The organism is Siminovitchia thermophila (assembly GCF_016909185.1).
In the GTDB taxonomy this organism is placed as follows: Bacteria; Bacillota; Bacilli; order Bacillales; family Bacillaceae_C; genus Siminovitchia; species Siminovitchia thermophila.
The window spans coordinates 57,957-75,321 of the sequence record NZ_JAFBFH010000001.1 but is presented as its reverse complement, the minus strand read 5'-3'; the positions used below and the strand labels follow the sequence as shown (position 1 = coordinate 75,321).

Genomic DNA, 17,365 nt, shown 5'->3' with positions numbered 1-17,365 from the left:
AGAATAAAAAGGAGTTTATAAAGATGAGCTATCCGAAAGATCTATTAACGAGCAGTACCGTTAAAGAGTTATTATCAAGCAGATCCATTATTGAACCGGGAAAATACGCACTGATTACACCTGAAGGTTTGGTGAACAACATCATCCCGGGATTTGAGAATTGTATCATTTCCATTTTGGCTTCTCCAAAGCTTGGGGCGAGCTTTGTTGATTATATAGTAACGATGCAAGACGGCGGGAAAAACATGGAAGGTTTTGGCGGCCAAGCTAATATAGAAACGTTTGTTTACGTAATTGATGGAAATATAAAAGCCGCTGCGGGGGAACAGGAATTCATTTTAGAGGAAAGTGGCTATTTATACTGTCCTCCAGGAGTAAAAATGTATTTGGAAAATCTACGGAACGGTCAATCAAAGTTGTTTCTTTACAAGAAAAAATATCGGCCTCTTGAAGGCAGGAAGCCGTGGGTTTATTCCAATCATGCCGACCATATCGATTATGAAATATATGACGGCTTGCATAATGTCCATATTAAGGATTTGCTTCCTGCGGATTTGGATTTTGACATGAATTTTCATATTTTATCTTTTGATCCGGCCGCAAGCCATCCTTTTATAGAAACACATGTTCAAGAACATGGCGCCTATCTGTTGAGCGGCCAAGGGATGTACAATTTGGACAATCAGTGGGTTCCGGTTCAAAAAGACGATTACATTTTCATGGGGCCCTATGTACAGCAAGCAGCGTACGCGGTAGGAGAGGAAAATTTAACTTATGTTTACTCCAAGGATTGCAATCGTGATGAAGATCTTTAAAAAAAGGGGGAGCTAAAGGTGGAAAATAAGACAACATTAAGCGTTGCCCAGATTTTAAAAGAAAGAGTCTTTGAGATTGATAAAATTGCCAAATTTGACCCGGATGAACCACAGAAAAACTATTTTTATGAAACGGACAAAACAGTTGGAGCTATTTGGTGTCTAGAACCAGGGCAGGAAGTATACATCCACTCTCATTCAAATGTCGATGATATGTGGGTCTGCATAGAAGGAGAGGGCATCTACTTTCCAGACTTGGAAAATGAAATCCCAATCAGAGAGGGAATGGTCTTATTGGCAAGACCAAACGAAATCCACGGAATGCGAAACACTGGAAAAGGCCGTTTTATGTTTGTTGGATTTGCAGCCGGCTCATTGCCGATGGATATTACGAGATATTAAACAGCCGTCTGTTTATAACTGTAAACTCCATTTGGAAGTAGTGATGTCTGAATGACAAAGCAAGAAGCTGTCATAACTTTATTTTCCTCATTCCAATGGCTCTTATTTATCTTTGTAAATACAGTCGTGGTTCCTATATCGGTCGGTGCTGCATTTCAGCTTCCATCAGAAGTCGTTGAAATGACCATTCGCTACTCTTTTATCATCACAGGAGCCGCCTGTATATTGCAGGCCTGGGCAGGGCACCGTTATCCCATTTTAGATAGCCACTCAGGCTTAATGTGGGGACTTATCCTAAATTTGGGGATTTCTGCCTCCGCTCTTGGAATGGATTTCTCCACAGTCGGAGGGGGAATTGCAACAGGTGTTCTGTTGGCGGGCATTGTACTGATTTTTATGGCGGCGTTTGACCTTATTTCTATCATCCAAAAAATCATTACACCCATGGTGATGAGCGTCTACACATTTTTGCTTACCTTTCACCTTACTTTTGTTTTTTTTAAAGGCATGTTTAAAATGACCGAAAGTGGAACATTTGACCTTCCTGTCAGCTTTTTTTCAATCGGAGTTGTCATTTTCGTTATCTTTTTGATGATAAAAGGCGGCAAAAGAATAGCCAACTTTTCCATCTTGATCGGCATGACCGGAGGCTGGTTATTGTACCGGATTCTTTTTCCCTCTCATGCACCTGAAGAAGGGGTTGCGGCCGCGAAGTTTATCATCTTTCCTTTTGGAGTTCCAAACTTGGAGTTGGGCATCATCATTGTCTCTTTTTTCGGAGTCCTGATGAACTTAACGAATACATTTGTTTCAATTAGGGCTGCTGCTGAAATATACAAGGAAAAGATCCAACATCACCAATATAGGAAGTCGATTTTTATTACGGGTATTTTTACGTCCATATCGGCTGTTTTCGGCCTGGTGCCCTATACGCCTTTTACATCCACGATCGGATTTTTGGAAAGTACAAAGCTATTAAAAAAGAATCCTTTCTTTATTGGCGGGCTGATGTTTATGTTGCTGGGAATTATACCGCCCTTGGCCGCCTTTTTGGGAACCATGCCGCTGACCGTGGGGAACGCCGTTTTATTTGTTGCTTACCTCCAATTATTTGGAACTTCATTAAATAGTTTAAAGGGCATGCTCTTTAATTCTCATACAATCTATCGTTTGGCGGTTCCAGTCATCATAGGTGTATGTGTAATGAATATACCTCCAGAACAATTTGGCAGCGTACCGCCTTTTATGCGGCCGCTTATATCAAATGGGTTTATGATGGGAGTTCTTATATCGATATTTTTGGAGAAATTTGTGAATTGGAATAAAGTGACTTCCAAATTGAAAGCCGGATAATAATGTTGCTCTTGCCACCATAAGTATTGGCCGGCGGAATTATCCGCCATTTCGATGGGCAAATTTTTTTGGTACGCGATGAAAATAAGGAGTTTGACCTCTATGCCGATACAAATAAAAAATGTTACTACGCAAAAAAATAATACTGGACACCCATATGGATCAAACGAATCATTACGCCCAAAAACAGAAGAGGGAAGAACAGTCGGTCCAATTTCTTATATGTTTATGTGGACCGGAGAAGGTATCAATTTGGGAAATATGACGCTGGGAGCAAGTTTGATTGTTGCCGGAATCGCGACATTAAATGTTTATCAAACATTTATGGCAGCAATCATAGCGGTCTGTATCGTATCGGTCATATTTGCCTTAAATGATCGGGTCGGATATCAAACAGGGATTCCTTATGTCATACAGCTTAGAATGTCATTCGGCTTAAAAGGATCTGTTGTTTCAGCGCTCCTTCGGGGGGTTCCCGGTATCATTTGGTTTGGGTTTCAGAGTTGGATTGGCGGCACGGCATTAAATGAAATCGCCAAGATCATGACCGGAGGCGCTTTTGACAGTGTCCCTGCTTGCTTTGTCTTGCTTCAAGTCTTGCAAATAGGGCTTTCCTTACATGGATTTAAAGCTGTGAAGTGGGTGGAAACAGCTGTATCCATTATGATTTCATTGGGCCTTGGCTATGTCTTGTTTGTCCTTCTGACGAACCACTCTGCTTTGATTGTTGAAAAATGGGTTGCTGCAAAGGGATCTTGGGGATTGCCGTTTTTTGGGTTTATTATGATGTTGATCGGTTATTATTCGGCACTCTTTTTAAGTGCGGCGGATTATTCACGAGAATTGAAAACAGGCATCAGCAACAAAGCGCGCGTATTTTTGTATTTTTTCCCTATTATGCTGGCATTCGTTCTGACGCTTTCAATTGGCGCAATGCTTGCTTCTGTCACTGGGATTTCCAATCCCGTAAAAGCTTTTGCCATCGTAGTTGACAATTCATATATCACATTCGTTGTATCCGCCTTTATAGTGATTGGCGCCATTGGCGTAAATATGATGGCAAATATTATTCCGCCAACTTATGTCATTACGTTACTGACAAAATTACATTACAAGCCAGCTGTTATCATAACGGGTTTGCTGGCATTATGCTCATTCCCGTGGGTGCTTGTGCAAGATTCATCCGCAAAAGGCCTTGGGATGTTTATTCTGATCTATTCCGCATTTTTAGGTCCGATTGTTTCGATATTGCTGATAGAATATTATATTTTGAGAACGCAACAAGTACATATACCGGATTTGTATAAAGAAGACGGCCCATTTGCCGGATTTAATCCGGCCGCCATCATGGCGCTGATTATCGGGGCGGCAGCGGCTTTTATCATGGTGGAGCTGGCATGGGTCGTTGGAGCGATCACTTCCGGTATTGTCTATATTCTGTTAATGAAATATGCATATAAGCAGTCTGAGTTTAGAAAAGGAACCATATTTGATCAATGAACCGGCCCTATGAGGGATTTATCCGGTATGAACCGGCTGTATGCCTCGTGACTTCAAGAAATCGGGGCAAAACGAGAATGATGAGTGGAGGACCAACAGCCTGTAAAAGCCTATGCCGCTGCTTTGTCCTGCCGACTTGAAACAATCGTTTTTTCAAGAATGTCGATCAAAAGGCTTCGCGACGTACAGGGTGTATGAGCGCTAGCGAAGCGACAGACAAAGGAAAGCTTCGTTGTTATAGTATAAGCTATTATAGTATAAGCTACATGATCGTTAGCGCACGGAGGAAAAGGATAAGTTTTTTCCGAAGATATCGCTGCATGAGCTTGCCAACAGGACACTTTCGATCTTGTTCCCTTTCTGATACGGGGGCTTAGAGGTTGTGTGGCAACGCGTCTGCATGGCCCACAATTTTGAAGGCCTGGTTCTACTGCGGCTTTATACTTTAACGAGAATAGCATTTTGGTATTCGTTTTATCTGAAATGAATAAAACCGGCCAACCTTTTTAGTTATTTTCAATAATGATTCAGAAGTTGAAAGCGCTTAATGTATATATTAAGACAAATTTCACCGAATATTTTTAAAAAATACAACTATATTGGAGGAGGATGCATGATGCCAAACAAAGAAATGTTGTTAATACCCGGCCCAACACCGGTCATTGATCCTATTTATAAGGCGTTGGCCCAAGAAACCCGGAGTCATACAGATCCCCGATTTGCCGAACTGTATACAAGTGCCATTTCCAAGACAAAAGAAATGCTGCAAACAGATGGTGAGACATTTGTCATTTCCGGTTCTGGAACACTTGCAATGGAAATGGCGTTGGTGAATACAGTTGCGCCGGGGGAGAAGCTTTTGGTCATCAGCCAAGGATTTTTCGGAGATCGATTTAGCAAATTGGGAGCAGCATTTGGGATTGAGGTTGAAACAGTCCAATCGGAATGGGGCAAACAAGTTTCACCGGCCGAAGTGGAAAAAAAGTTGAAAAAAGGCGGTTTCAAGGCAGTTACGATTACGCATGCAGATACTTCAACAGGGGTAAAAGCGGATTTGGATTCGCTCATTCCTGTCATTAAAAAATATGATGCGCTTGTCATTTTGGATGGTGTTTGTGCTACTGCCGCAATGGAAGAGAATATGGGAAAAGCGTATGGGGGCAACCCGGCTTATAAAATAGATGTCGTATTAACAGGTTCGCAAAAGGCTATTGGAGTGCCACCAGGCATAGCGGTGGTAGCCTTTAATCAAACAGCATTGGCCGCCCGTGAAAAACTCGGAAAAGTGCCTGCTTATTATTGCGATATTTACAATTGGCTACCTGTTATGCACGATCCGCAAAAATATTTTGCAACGCCTGCCATCAATTTGGTCTATGCGTATGAACTTGGGATGAGGCTCGTGTTGGAGGAGGGCTTGGAAAATAGATATGAACGGCATGAAAAATTTGGAAGAGCCGTCAGGGCAGCGTTGAAAGCGTACGGTATGACACCATTGGCAGAAGAAAAAGTTGCGGCCCCGACATTATCTTGCATTCTTTATCCAGAGGGAGTCAATGACGCTGCTTTCCGTAAACAATTAGCCGGGAAGGGGCTCATTGTGGCAGGAGCGCTAGCTCACTTGGCTGGCAAAGCCTTCCGCATTGGCCATATGGGCAACACAACGAAAGAAATGCTTGAAAAGGCGGTTCGTTTCATTGGTGAAACGCTGAATGAAATGGGTTATTCTGCAAATGTTGATGGGGCGATAGCGAGATTTCAGGAGGAGTTCTCCAAAGTTCCGGTGTAAATAAAACAGGGTGATGATCAAGCAAGCAAAAATCAATTTATGATATATTTGGCCGTCGGAAATGGAGGAGAAAGAGATGGAAAGCTATCTGAATGTAAATGAAATTCAAGTGGCTCCCGCTTTGTACAAATTTATTGAAAGAGAGGCCTTGCCCGGGAGCGGGGTTGAGAGCGGGGTGTTTTGGAGGGGGTTGAGCAGACTTATTCAAGATCTTGCTCCCAAAAACAGGAAACTTTTAAAAAAGCGTGACATGTTGCAACGAAAAATAAATGAATGGCATCACAAACATACAGATCACTTTGACTTGACAGAGTATAAATCTTTTTTAAAAGATATTGGGTACTTGGAGCCTCCTGTAGACCATTGTAAAGTCACAACCAAAAATGTGGATCAAGAAATGGCAAATATGGCGGGACCACAATTGGTTGTTCCGGTCAATAATGCCAGGTACGCTATTAACGCGGCAAATGCCAGATGGGGAAGTTTGTATGATGCCCTGTACGGAACAGATGCCATTGATGAGGAAAATGGAGCACGCCGAATGAGTGAATATAACCCGGTTCGCGGACAAAAGGTCATTCAGTACGGAAAAAAATTTCTGGACCAAATCGCGCCCCTTCACGGAGCATCTCATAAAGAAGCGGTCAATTATTATATTGACGGGAGAAAGCTTGCTGTTCAATTAAATAACGGAAATAGAGTGTGTTTGCTCAATCAAAAAAAGTTGGCTGGCTACCGTGGAAGTGTTGAAAATCCGACTGCCGTTCTGTTGAAAAACAATGGTTTGCATGTTGAAATTCAATTTGACCCCCAACATCCTGTCGGTAAAACAGATCCGGCAGGGATAAAAGATATATTGCTAGAATCTGCTTTATCAACGATCATGGATTGCGAAGATTCCGTCACAGCAGTGGACGCGGAAGACAAAGTCGATGTGTACCGAAACTGGCTTGGTTTGATGAAAGGAACATTAACAGCTGTATTTAAGAAAAATGGAAAAATCGTTCATCGAGTACTGAATGAGGATCGGAAATACATGTCACCGGATGGAGAAGCGTTTCAGCTTCCCGGCCGCTCGCTGCAGCTCGTCCGCAATGTAGGTCATTTAATGACAACGCCTGCGGTTTTGGATCATAATGGGGAAGAGATTCCCGAAGGGATTTTGGATGCGGTTGTCACCAGTTTAATTGCTAAGCATGATCTGCTTGGCAACACCGCAAAGAAAAATTCTAAAAAAGGCTCTGTATATATTGTCAAACCTAAAATGCATGGTTCGGAAGAAGTAGCTTTCGCCAATGAACTGTTTAATCGGGTAGAAGATCTGCTCGGCCTTGCCCGGCACACTTTGAAAATGGGCATTATGGATGAGGAACGGCGGACGTCGTTAAATTTGAAAAATTGCATTTACGAAGCAAAAGAAAGAATAGCCTTTATCAATACGGGTTTCCTTGATCGGACAGGAGATGAAATCCATACTTCTATGGAGGCTGGACCCGTAATAAGAAAAAATGAAATGAAAAAAGCCAATTGGCTCAGTGCATATGAACAATCCAATGTGTACACGGGCCTTGCGGCCGGGCTGCCCGGCCGGGCGCAGATAGGGAAAGGCATGTGGGCAATGCCGGATAAAATGAAAGACATGATCGAACAAAAAATGGGCCATGTCGAGGCGGGGGCCAGCACAGCTTGGGTACCGTCTCCGACAGCTGCGACATTGCATGTCTTACATTATCACAAGGTGAATGTTTGGGATGTACAACAACAGCTATCCCGTTCAATCAAAGACTTGCAAAATGACATGCTGGATATTCCGCTTGAAAAAAATCCCCACTTCAGCAAAGAAGAAATTCAAAAAGAGCTTGATAATAACGCTCAAGGGATACTGGGATATGTTGTCCGCTGGGTGGAACAGGGTGTCGGCTGTTCAAAGGTGCCTGATATTCACGATGTCGGTTTAATGGAAGACCGGGCTACCCTGCGAATTTCAAGCCAGCATATCGCCAATTGGCTCCGCCATGGCATTTGCACGAAGGAGCAAGTTATGACAACGATGAAACGGATGGCAAAAGTTGTGGATCAGCAAAATGCGGGAGATCCGGCATATAGACCGATGTCAGGCGATTTTGATCGTTCCGTGGCATTTCAGGCTGCGTGTGACCTTGTATTTAAAGGACGAGATCAGCCAAATGGTTATACCGAGCCCATTTTGCATCGTCGCCGTTTAGAATTCAAGGAAAAGACATCTATTCAGCACACATAAGGGAACCAGGTTAAGTGAAGTCTTCGAAAATGATGTGGTGTGAAACACAGTTGCTCGTATTTTGAAAATGTTTAAGCCGCAAAAATCTAATAACCTCTTTATATAAACTCCCCTTAGCCGGATACCGTGTTAGACGAGGTATAGGTTAAGGGGGATTTTTTATCCATTTGAACATTCTTATAGTTAAGAATTTATGATGTAGTATTATTTTTTTAAGCGGTATATAATTCTATTTGCAAGCGCTTACAAATATATTAATATAATAATGGCTAGGAGGAATGCGGATGGTAACGTTTATTGAATGGCTGTCGGGCGTAATATGGAGTTCCCCCCTTATTTATTTGTCGCTTGGTATTGGCATCTTGTTTTCGATCATGACTCGTTTTATGCAGCTTCGTCTTATTAAGGAAATGCTTAAGCAATTATTCTCTGGAAAAAGTTCAAGTGCAGGAATTTCATCGTTCCAAGCGTTGTCAGTTGCGGTTTCGGGACGGGTCGGAACTGGTAATATCGCAGGAACAGCGACAGCGATTGCCTTTGGGGGTCCGGGCGCGGTCTTTTGGATGTGGGCGATTGCATTTTTGGGTGCTAGCACCGCGTATGTAGAATCGACATTAGCCCAAATATATAAAGTAAAGCAAGACGGACAATACCGCGGCGGTCCTGCCTACTATATAGAAAAAGGGATGGGGAAAAAGTGGTACGCGGTCATTTTTGCAGTGGCTACGAGTATTGCGATGGCTCTTCTGATGCCAGGGGTGCAGTCCAACTCGATTGCGACTGGACTTGAAAATGCTTTTGGAATCAGTACTGTTATTACCGGTATTGTCATCGTATTATTATTGGGCTTTATTATTTTCGGTGGTATTAAAAGAATTGCGAAAACGGCTGAATTCGTTGTCCCGTTCATGGCTATCGGCTATGTTCTTGTTGCCTTGATCGTTATGGCGTTTAACATCACGGAATTGCCGGCAGTTATTGCTTTAATCTTTAAAAGTGCTTTCGGGCTTGATTCTGCCTTCGGGGGAATTCTCGGAATGGCGATTTCCTGGGGGGTTAAACGGGGAATTTATTCAAACGAAGCCGGCCAAGGGTCAGGCGCGCATGCTGCGGGGGCAGCTGAAGTGTCGCATCCCGCAAAGCAAGGAATTGTTCAGGCGTTTTCGGTTTATGTGGATACCTTGATCGTATGTTCGGCGACCGCTTTCATGATCATCGTTACAGGCATGTATAATACGGTTCGTCCCGACAAATCTTTTATCGTCAACCGCCTCGGCGATGTGGAACCGGGCCCAGTTTACACCCAGGCGGCAGTGGAATCCGCTTTACCCGGATTTGGCTCGGCTTTTGTGGCCATCGCGCTTTTTTTCTTCGCATTTACGACTATCATGGCTTACTATTATATCGCCGAGACGAATGTCGCTTATTTGACGCGGGGAAAAGACGGAAAGATTCCCATGTTCATTGTAAAAATCGTCTTGTTGGCTGGCGTTTTTTATGGAAGTGTCAGAACGGCAAAGGCTGCTTGGGATCTCGGGGATGTCGGGCTTGGGATCATGTGCTGGCTTAATTTGATTGCCATTTTGATCCTGTTTAAACCAGCGATGATCGCCTTAAAAGACTACGAGGAACAGAGGAAACAAGGGCTGGATCCTGTATTTGATCCTCAGAAAGTGGGCATTAAAAACGCCGACTTTTGGGAAAGTGACGATTTTAAAAAAAGGGATGTCAGTTAAAAGACTGCCGGACTGCTTGAGCGGTCCGGCCATTTTTTTGCCTCGACAATGCTTATGGGAACCCCGCATATCACTATACATCGTCCACCTCAAAATAGCTCCGTATCGATTCAGACGTAAAATCTTCAGACTGAAGCATCTCAACAGAAATTTGGAAATAGGGTGGCCGGCGCCGAAATTTTCATGTGAATTTCATTTAAATATCACAAATATCCGTTATGCTAAAATAAGATGAAATTGTTTTGGCGGAAGGTGAGAAAGTGAAGAAAAAAACCCATCTTCTTTTTATATTGTTCATCATTTTGCTGGCGGGCTGCCAAGATAAAAGCTATCAACCTGTAAAGGAAGGCCAAGAGTTTGCCGCTACGTTAAACTTGGGGGAGTTCAGCATTGATTTTTTGAACAAAAAAGGAGAAGTATTTGGCCACTGGGAACTGCACAAAGCCTATACAGGCGCAAGGCTGCTTCCTGATGGGGATACATTGTTGTTATTCGGGCCAGAGCTTGAAGAAGTCGACTTTTATTCATTGAAAACGGGAAAGCTAAAGCGGTCGTTCAAGACCGGGAAGGGCATTGTCAACGGTGTCTATCTTAAAAACAATTTAGGATTTGCTTTTGCCGATAAGGAAAGCAATGCAGTCCGATTTTTCAATAAAAACGGAGAAGAAATCAAAAGTGTGAAGACGAAGCCATATCCGCTTGAAATGGAAACAGACGGGCAGTATCTATATGTTGCTTCTTTCAAAGGAAAAGCGTTGGCTTTTATCAATTTAGACGATTATTCAATTGAAAGCGAGCTTTCGATTCCGGCATCAAGCACCGGCATGCTGTTGCGCAGCAAAGAAAGCGAATTATGGATAGGGGGACATGGGGAAGGGACGAAGCCCCAGTCCTTCATCGCAGTCTATTCATTAAAAACACAAGCATTGAAGGAACAGATTCCCGCGCCGCTGATGCCTGTTGATTTTTATGAAAATAATTACGGTTTGTATGCCCTAAGCCACGGAACGAACATGTTGTATCGTTTTGATTTTGACAAAAAGCTGAAAGCGCAAGTCGAAGTAGGGGCGAATCCTTTTGCAGTCAGTTCTTTTTCGGGAAAAATGATTGTAGCCGGGTTTGACAGTAATGAAGTGTATTGGATTGATCCGGAGACATTGGAAATTGAAGGGAAAACCAAGGTGGGCAAAGGTCCATTCGGAATTTTTACACGCGAGAAGGTGGAATAATGGTACATGTTTTAATTGTCGATGATGAAGAGGATATGAGGCATTTAATTTCGATGTACTTGCAAAATTCCGGTTATAAAACTTCGGAAGCAAAGGGACACGAAGAGCTTTATCATTTTTTAACGAAGGAAAAAATAGATCTTGTTTTGCTCGATATTATGCTTCCCGGCAAGGATGGCTTTGATATTTGTCAAGAAATCCGGGAAAAAAGCGAAATTCCGATTATTTTTTTATCAGCAAAAGGAGAGGAATGGGACAAGGTTAAGGGGTTGAAGCTTGGCGGAGATGATTATATCGTAAAGCCGTTTTCTCCCGGTGAACTTGTTGCCAGAATAGAAGCTGTTTTAAGAAGATCCGCTTATAAGCGAAATACGAAGGCGACGATTGAGATAGGGAGCTATTTCATGGACTTGGAAAGGAGAAGGCTTGAGATATTCGGTATCGAAACGGAGCTGACATTTAAGGAATTCGAACTGTTGAAAGTCATGATGAGCGAGCCGGGAAAAGTATTTTCCAGAGAGGCCCTGCTGGATCAGGTGTGGGATATGTCTTACCAGGGAGGGCCAAGGACGGTGGATACCCATATTAAAACCTTGCGGATGAAAGTTGGAGAAAGCGCGGGGAGATATATTCAAACTGTTTGGGGCTGTGGATATAAATTTGAGGTGCCAAAATGAGGCTGTCTCGAAAATTGTCTTTGGCCTTATTAGTCGCTTTTCTTGTCTCAATTGTGTACGCTTCTTTTTTTTCGTATATGCTATATGAAAGTTTGTACGTCAAAAAATTGGAAAAGGATATGCTTGAAACCGGAAAGCGGCTGGCTCTTTCATATGAAGGGGGAGCTGTGGAAAACTCCTTGATAGAGGACATTAACGCGTTCGGGGAAAAATCGCAGTTTGAAGTGTTTGCTGTGAAAAATCCCAGGGAATTGAGCATGTGTTTGCCTTTTGAAATAGATTATCACGCTTTGATTAGCGGAGAGGACCGGGAAAAGCTGTTAACAGGCGCTCCCGTTTATCGAAAAGGGCATGTGGAGCGGCTGGATCGGGATGTCATTTCGGTTGTTGTCCCGCTGCTTGACGGCAAAAGGCTGGAGGGCATTATCTATTTATACTATCCGCTCGAAAATTTAAGTGAAATGACTTTTCGGTATTCTGTGTATTGGCTTGCCGGGGCATTTCTTTTTTTACTCGTTGCGCTTACGATCGGGAATAAGTGGCTGAAGCGAACACTTAAACCGATCACCGACATGAAAAATGCCGCTCGCGAGCTTTCATCGGGAAATTTGTCTGTAAGGGTAGCCGATTATCATGATGACGAGATTGGACAGCTTGCCAAAACGTTCAATGAAATGGCGGAATCTGTCCAAAAGGAAGATGATCGGAGAAAGGAATTTTTGGCCAATGTCTCGCATGAACTTCGAACACCGCTCAGCTACATTATTGGTTATATGGAAGCCATCCAAACGGGTGTCGCCAAAACGGAAGACAAAGAAAAATATGAGCACATTATTTTGCGGGAAGCGAACCGGATGGAACGGCTTGTTGATGATTTACTTGATCTTGCCAGGTTTGAATCCAGGGAATTTTCGTTAAAGATGGCGCCGATTCCGCTTGCACAAACGATTGAGGAATCCATCAACAAGGTAAAACACCGAATGGATGAAAAAGGGATCCATTTGGAAAGCTGTTTTGATTACGAATTAATTGCGGAAGCAGATGAGGAACGGCTTATTCAAATGTTGATGAATATATTGGATAATGCGATTAACTATACAAATCCGGGAGGGAGCATATTCGTTTCCCTTACTTTGGAGGACGAACGCTTTGGAGTTATTACGATCGCGGATACCGGGCAGGGAATTCCCGAAGCGGATTTGGCCCAAATAACGGAACGCTTTTACCGGGTTGATAAAGCAAGGACACGCAAGCAAGGCGGTACAGGGCTTGGGCTCGCGATTGTAGACAGGCTGGCGAAGCTGCATGGAGGAACGATGACAATTTCGAGCCAAGTTGGCAAGGGCACTTCCGTCTCGATCAAGCTGCCGCTTATGTAACGTTGTTTCGTTAATTGGTAACGCGGATTTCACATCTTTCACACATAATCATGTTAAACTGAGTTGATGACAAGAATCATAGTGTTGGGGGTAAATAAATTGAACAGGATACGTTCGTTTTTAATTTTGGCTTTCGCCATTGGTTTATTGGGAGCATGTGGAAGTACCCAAGATCAAAACAACGGAGTTAGCGATAAGGTTCCCGAGGTACTTGAGGTAGAGCTTGAAGGTCCTGATACTGCCGATGTAAATGAAAAAGTCGTTTTTACAGCCTTGGTGACACAAGGCGATGAAAAAGTGAAAGACGCCGATGAGGTGGAGTTTGAAATTTGGGAAGAAGGAAAAAAAGAAGAGGGAGAAAAGATTGAAGCGAAAAACAATGAAGACGGCACTTATGAGATGGAAAAAGCGTTTGATCGCGAAGGAGCATTTACTGTTCAAGTCCACGTGACCGCACGCGGCATGCACAATATGCCGAAAAAGTCGATCACCATTGGTGAGGGGACTCAGGGTAAAGGCGGACAAGATGAACAAGCCGAGTCCACTGATAATGGCATGCACCATTAAGCTTCGTAAGAGAAAAGGAACCGCCTGCTTATAGAGAAAAGCAGGTGTGCGCTTTTTCAATAAAAAAAATAGGTTGACTTCGATGCGCTTTACACCTATGTGCTGTTATATTGTAAAAAACCCGGACGTTGTTAACTGGCGCCCGGGTTTTCGCATGTTCGTTTCAAAATACAAATTTGCCTATCCAGCGGTTTATTGGCAAATCGCATTTTCACTTTGATGATTGACACGAAGTCCCTCGTTATCCAATTTTACCAATTGAACGGAGTGGTCGGAAAACATTGTTTGTAAATGATCCACAATGGTTTGTCCGCCGCCTTTGGGAGCAAAGGAGATTAAGGTTGGTCCGGCACCGCTGATGACTGTTCCGTATGCTCCGAGGTTTTTTGCTTCGCGGCGGATTTCAGCGTAGTTGGGAATGAGGGAAGCACGGTATGGCTCATGAAATAAGTCTGCTTCCATCATGCGTCCTGCCAGCTGATAATCCCCGGCGACGAGAGCGGCTACCATCATGTTCCCAATACTGCTTGCGGCAGTCGCGTTATTTCTGGAAAACTGTTCTGGGAGCACTTTTCTTGCTGCTTCCGTTTTTAATTCAAAATCCGGGATATAAAGTACGAGATCCAAATCAATATTTGTAGTTTGAAAAAATTCGATACGGTCTTCAGAAAGCATTGCTGTAATGACGAGCCCACCCAGCAATGCAGGCGCCACATTGTCGGGATGCCCCTCAAACTTGGTGGCCCACCGCAACTTTTCTGACGCGCTTAATTCAAGTTGGCAAACCTGGTTGGCCAGTTCGATGCCTGCCACTACCGCAGATGCGCTGCTTCCCATGCCGCGTGCCAAAGGAATGTCGCTTTCCACCATAATGTTGCACGGAGGAAGGTTGGCGTTGAATTGTTCCGCCATCTGTTTGGCAATGTTAAAAATAAAATGATCTTCCGCAGGAGGGGCCTGCGGAAGATGCAAAGAGCGGTGTTCAAATATCCACTCTTCATTCGGTGTAACATGTAATGTTAAATAGCGGTTCAAAGCCATACCGGCGGAATCAAACCCGGGTCCGATATTGGCTGAGCTGGCGGGAACCGTAATGGTCAAACAGTTCATGCCTTAACCACGCCTTTAATATAGTCAATAATGACTTCTTCATCATTTGGCAAGACTACGGGATCATATTTGATTTGAGAAACAGCCGTTTGCGGATCTTTTAATCCGTTTCCGGTTAATACGGCCACTACCTTGCTTCCTTTTTCAATTTGGCCATTTTTCACTTGTTGGATTACTCCGGCAATCGAGGCGCATGAACCCGGTTCGGCAAACAGACCTTCCGATTTCGGAAGTAGCTGGAATGCCTCTAAAATTTCTTGGTCAGAAACGGATTCAATTTTACCTTCAGACTCATCACGAGCGGCGACAGCAAGATTCCAACTTGCCGGATTTCCAATGCGGATGGCCGTTGCCACCGTTTCCGGCTGGGCGATCGGCTCTCCTTTTACAATGGCCGCCGCACCTTCCGCTTCAAAGCCGAACATTTTTGGAAGTCCTGTTTGTTTTGCGTCGTTGTACTCTTTAAATCCTTTCCAATAGGCGCTTATATTACCGGCATTCCCCACCGGGATGGCCAAAATATCTGGAGCGGCTCCAAGTTGATCACAAATTTCAAATGCCGCTGTTTTTTGCCCTTCAATCCGGTATGGATTGACAGAGTTGACAAGTGTAACCGGCGCTGTATCACTTACAGTGCGGACAATTTGCAATGCTTCGTCGAAGTTGCCTTCAATTTCAACAATTTCGGCACCGTACATCATTGCTTGGGCAAGCTTACCGAGTGCCACTTTTCCATTTGGGATGACGATAATCGCCCTGATCCCGGCTTTTGCCGCATAAGCCGCAGCGGCAGCGGACGTATTCCCCGTAGATGCACAAATGACGGACTCGCTGCCAGCTTCCACTGCTTTGGCGACGGCCATCACCATTCCGCGGTCTTTAAAAGATCCAGTCGGATTGGCACCTTCCATTTTCGCATATAATTCGATTCCCAATTGCTCAGATAAATGGGCCAGATGCACCAAAGGTGTATTCCCTTCTTGAAGCGTAAGCGCTGGTGTTTGATCTGTAACAGGCAAGTAGGATTGATATTGTTTAATCAGGCCCGGCCAATTCATTTTGCTCCATTCCCCTCTACTCGATAATAACTGATGACGTCTTTTACAACGGGGAGATCCCTTAATTTCATCAGTGCTTCTTGGAAGTTTTCCAATGATACGGTATGGGTAACAATAATAATTTCTGCCAATTCTCCTTTATTGAGCGGGGTTTGCAAAATTTTCTCAAAGCTAATGCCTAATTCGTTGAATAAGCCTGTGATTTTGGAAAATGCCCCGACTTCATCTGCTAAGTGGAGACGGAAATAAAACTGTCCATACCGCTCCTGAGGTGATTTTAACACACTTTTAAACCTAGGCGCTACAACGGTTTTTCCATTTACGCCAAGCCGCATGTTTCTGATCACCGCTACGACATCCGCCATCACCGCGGTTGCCGTAGGCAAGCTTCCTGCACCAGGACCGTAGAACATTGTTTCTCCAACGGCTTCTCCCTTAACATAAATGGCATTATATTCATTTTTAACAGAGGCAAGCGGATGACTAGTCGCAAGGAAAGTAGGCTGTACACTGACTTCCACTTTTTGGTCATCCAATTGGGCTATACCGATGAGCTTCATCGTATATCCCAGTTTTTGCCCGTAATGCAAGTCTTGCAGCGAAAGATTGCTTATGCCTTCCACTTCCACATCATCGAGCGATACATTGGTTGAGAACGCCAGCCTGGCTAAAATGGCCATTTTCCTTGCCGCGTCCAACCCTTCCACATCTGCTGTTGGATCTGCTTCTGCAAACCCGAGTTCTTGCGCTTTTTTCAGAGCCGCTTCATAGGACTGGCCTTCTTCATCCATTTTTGTCAATATATAATTCGTCGTACCATTGACAATACCCATCACTTTTTTCAACCGGTCTGATACAAGACCTTCCGATAATCCTCTTAAAATCGGAATTCCGCCACCGACACTCGCTTCATAAAACAAATCCACCTGATTTTGAGCAGCCGCTTCAAGCAATTCCGGACCATGAAGGGCAATTAAATCCTTATTGGCGGTAACAACATGTTTCCCCGACTGGATCGCTTTTATCATGTGTTCCCGTGCCTCTTCGATACCACCGATTACTTCCACGACAAGATCAATATCGGGGTCTTGCAGTATATCATCCGGATTAGAGGTGAGGAATGTTTGGCCGATTTGAATATCACGTTCCTTATCAGTGTTTCTGACGAGAATGCTTTTGACTCTCACTTCGCATCCTACTTGATGTTGCAACTCCTCTTGGTGATTTTGAATGAGCTGGACAACTCCGGAGCCAACCGTTCCCAAACCCAATAGTCCGATAGATACATAGCTTTTCATTTCTTCCTCACCTTTCTGTATGTCTGTAAAATACATTTGTTTTTATATAGTAGACATTTAAACTTCAAAAGTCAAGGGGTTTTTTACCTGTTTTTGCTGTAAAATGAACATATTGTGACATTTTGAAAAGAGGAATCCAACCGTTTTTCTAGAAATATGAATAAAAGAATAAAGCAAAAGGAGGAATACGGC

The 17,365-nt window shown here is 43.7% G+C and carries 14 protein-coding genes; 11 read left to right on the top strand and 3 right to left on the bottom strand.

Annotation, left to right across the window (positions count from 1 at the left end; translation table 11 throughout):
• Positions 1 to 23 precede the first annotated feature (23 nt).
• From allE to JOC94_RS00305, 11 genes are all read left to right on the top strand, one after another.
• On the top strand, positions 24 to 815 hold the full coding sequence (gene allE, locus JOC94_RS00355) for a (S)-ureidoglycine aminohydrolase (RefSeq protein WP_077109839.1): 792 nt from the start codon (positions 24 to 26) through the stop codon (positions 813 to 815).
• A gap of 18 nt (positions 816 to 833) precedes the next feature.
• Positions 834 to 1,217 carry a cupin domain-containing protein gene (locus tag JOC94_RS23300; RefSeq protein WP_205177860.1) on the top strand — a complete coding sequence of 128 codons (384 nt, stop codon included), beginning with the start codon at positions 834 to 836 and terminating at the stop codon, positions 1,215 to 1,217.
• 51 nt (positions 1,218 to 1,268) lie between these two features.
• Positions 1,269 to 2,570 carry a uracil/xanthine transporter gene (locus JOC94_RS00345; RefSeq protein WP_077109840.1) on the top strand — a complete coding sequence of 434 codons (1,302 nt, stop codon included), beginning with the start codon at positions 1,269 to 1,271 and terminating at the stop codon, positions 2,568 to 2,570.
• Positions 2,571 to 2,672: 102 nt separating this feature from the next.
• On the top strand, positions 2,673 to 4,070 hold the full coding sequence (locus JOC94_RS00340; protein WP_077109841.1) for an NCS1 family transporter: 1,398 nt from the start codon (positions 2,673 to 2,675) through the stop codon (positions 4,068 to 4,070).
• 616 nt (positions 4,071 to 4,686) lie between these two features.
• Positions 4,687 to 5,859 carry a pyridoxal-phosphate-dependent aminotransferase family protein gene (locus JOC94_RS00335; protein WP_077109842.1) on the top strand — a complete coding sequence of 391 codons (1,173 nt, stop codon included), beginning with the start codon at positions 4,687 to 4,689 and terminating at the stop codon, positions 5,857 to 5,859.
• A gap of 76 nt (positions 5,860 to 5,935) precedes the next feature.
• The gene (locus tag JOC94_RS00330; RefSeq protein WP_077109843.1) at positions 5,936 to 8,119 is read left to right on the top strand and encodes a malate synthase G; all 2,184 of its coding nucleotides are present in this window, start codon (positions 5,936 to 5,938) and stop codon (positions 8,117 to 8,119) included.
• Positions 8,120 to 8,403: 284 nt separating this feature from the next.
• The gene (locus JOC94_RS00325; protein ID WP_077109844.1) at positions 8,404 to 9,855 is read left to right on the top strand and encodes an alanine/glycine:cation symporter family protein; all 1,452 of its coding nucleotides are present in this window, start codon (positions 8,404 to 8,406) and stop codon (positions 9,853 to 9,855) included.
• A gap of 260 nt (positions 9,856 to 10,115) precedes the next feature.
• Positions 10,116 to 11,084: a YncE family protein gene (locus JOC94_RS00320; RefSeq protein WP_077109884.1), complete on the top strand. Its 969-nt coding sequence runs from the start codon at positions 10,116 to 10,118 to the stop codon at positions 11,082 to 11,084.
• The gene (locus JOC94_RS00315; protein WP_077109845.1) at positions 11,084 to 11,761 is read left to right on the top strand and encodes a response regulator transcription factor; all 678 of its coding nucleotides are present in this window, start codon (positions 11,084 to 11,086) and stop codon (positions 11,759 to 11,761) included. Before JOC94_RS00320 ends, JOC94_RS00315 begins: the two co-directional genes overlap by 1 nt.
• Entirely contained in the window at positions 11,758 to 13,140 is a 1,383-nt protein-coding gene (locus JOC94_RS00310; RefSeq protein ID WP_077109846.1) for a sensor histidine kinase, read from the top strand. The genes JOC94_RS00315 and JOC94_RS00310 overlap by 4 nt, the downstream gene beginning before the upstream one ends.
• Before the next feature lie 99 nt (positions 13,141 to 13,239).
• Complete coding sequence (locus JOC94_RS00305) at positions 13,240 to 13,707, top strand: FixH family protein (RefSeq protein ID WP_236016918.1); 468 nt, start codon at positions 13,240 to 13,242, stop codon at positions 13,705 to 13,707.
• Between the two features lie 192 nt (positions 13,708 to 13,899).
• Here JOC94_RS00305 and thrB read toward each other — a convergent pair whose 3' ends face one another.
• From thrB to JOC94_RS00290, 3 genes are read right to left on the bottom strand one after another with little or no spacing between them, the layout of a single operon-like run.
• Positions 13,900 to 14,817: a homoserine kinase gene (gene thrB, locus JOC94_RS00300; RefSeq protein ID WP_077109848.1), complete on the bottom strand. Its 918-nt coding sequence runs from the start codon at positions 14,815 to 14,817 to the stop codon at positions 13,900 to 13,902.
• Positions 14,814 to 15,875, bottom strand: coding sequence for a threonine synthase (thrC, locus tag JOC94_RS00295; RefSeq protein ID WP_077109849.1), 1,062 nt, complete (start codon positions 15,873 to 15,875; stop codon positions 14,814 to 14,816). Before thrC ends, thrB begins: the two co-directional genes overlap by 4 nt.
• Positions 15,872 to 17,173 (bottom strand): homoserine dehydrogenase, encoded by a 1,302-nt coding sequence (locus JOC94_RS00290; RefSeq protein ID WP_077109850.1) that lies wholly within the window; start codon positions 17,171 to 17,173, stop codon positions 15,872 to 15,874. The genes thrC and JOC94_RS00290 overlap by 4 nt, the downstream gene beginning before the upstream one ends.
• Positions 17,174 to 17,365 lie beyond the last annotated feature (192 nt).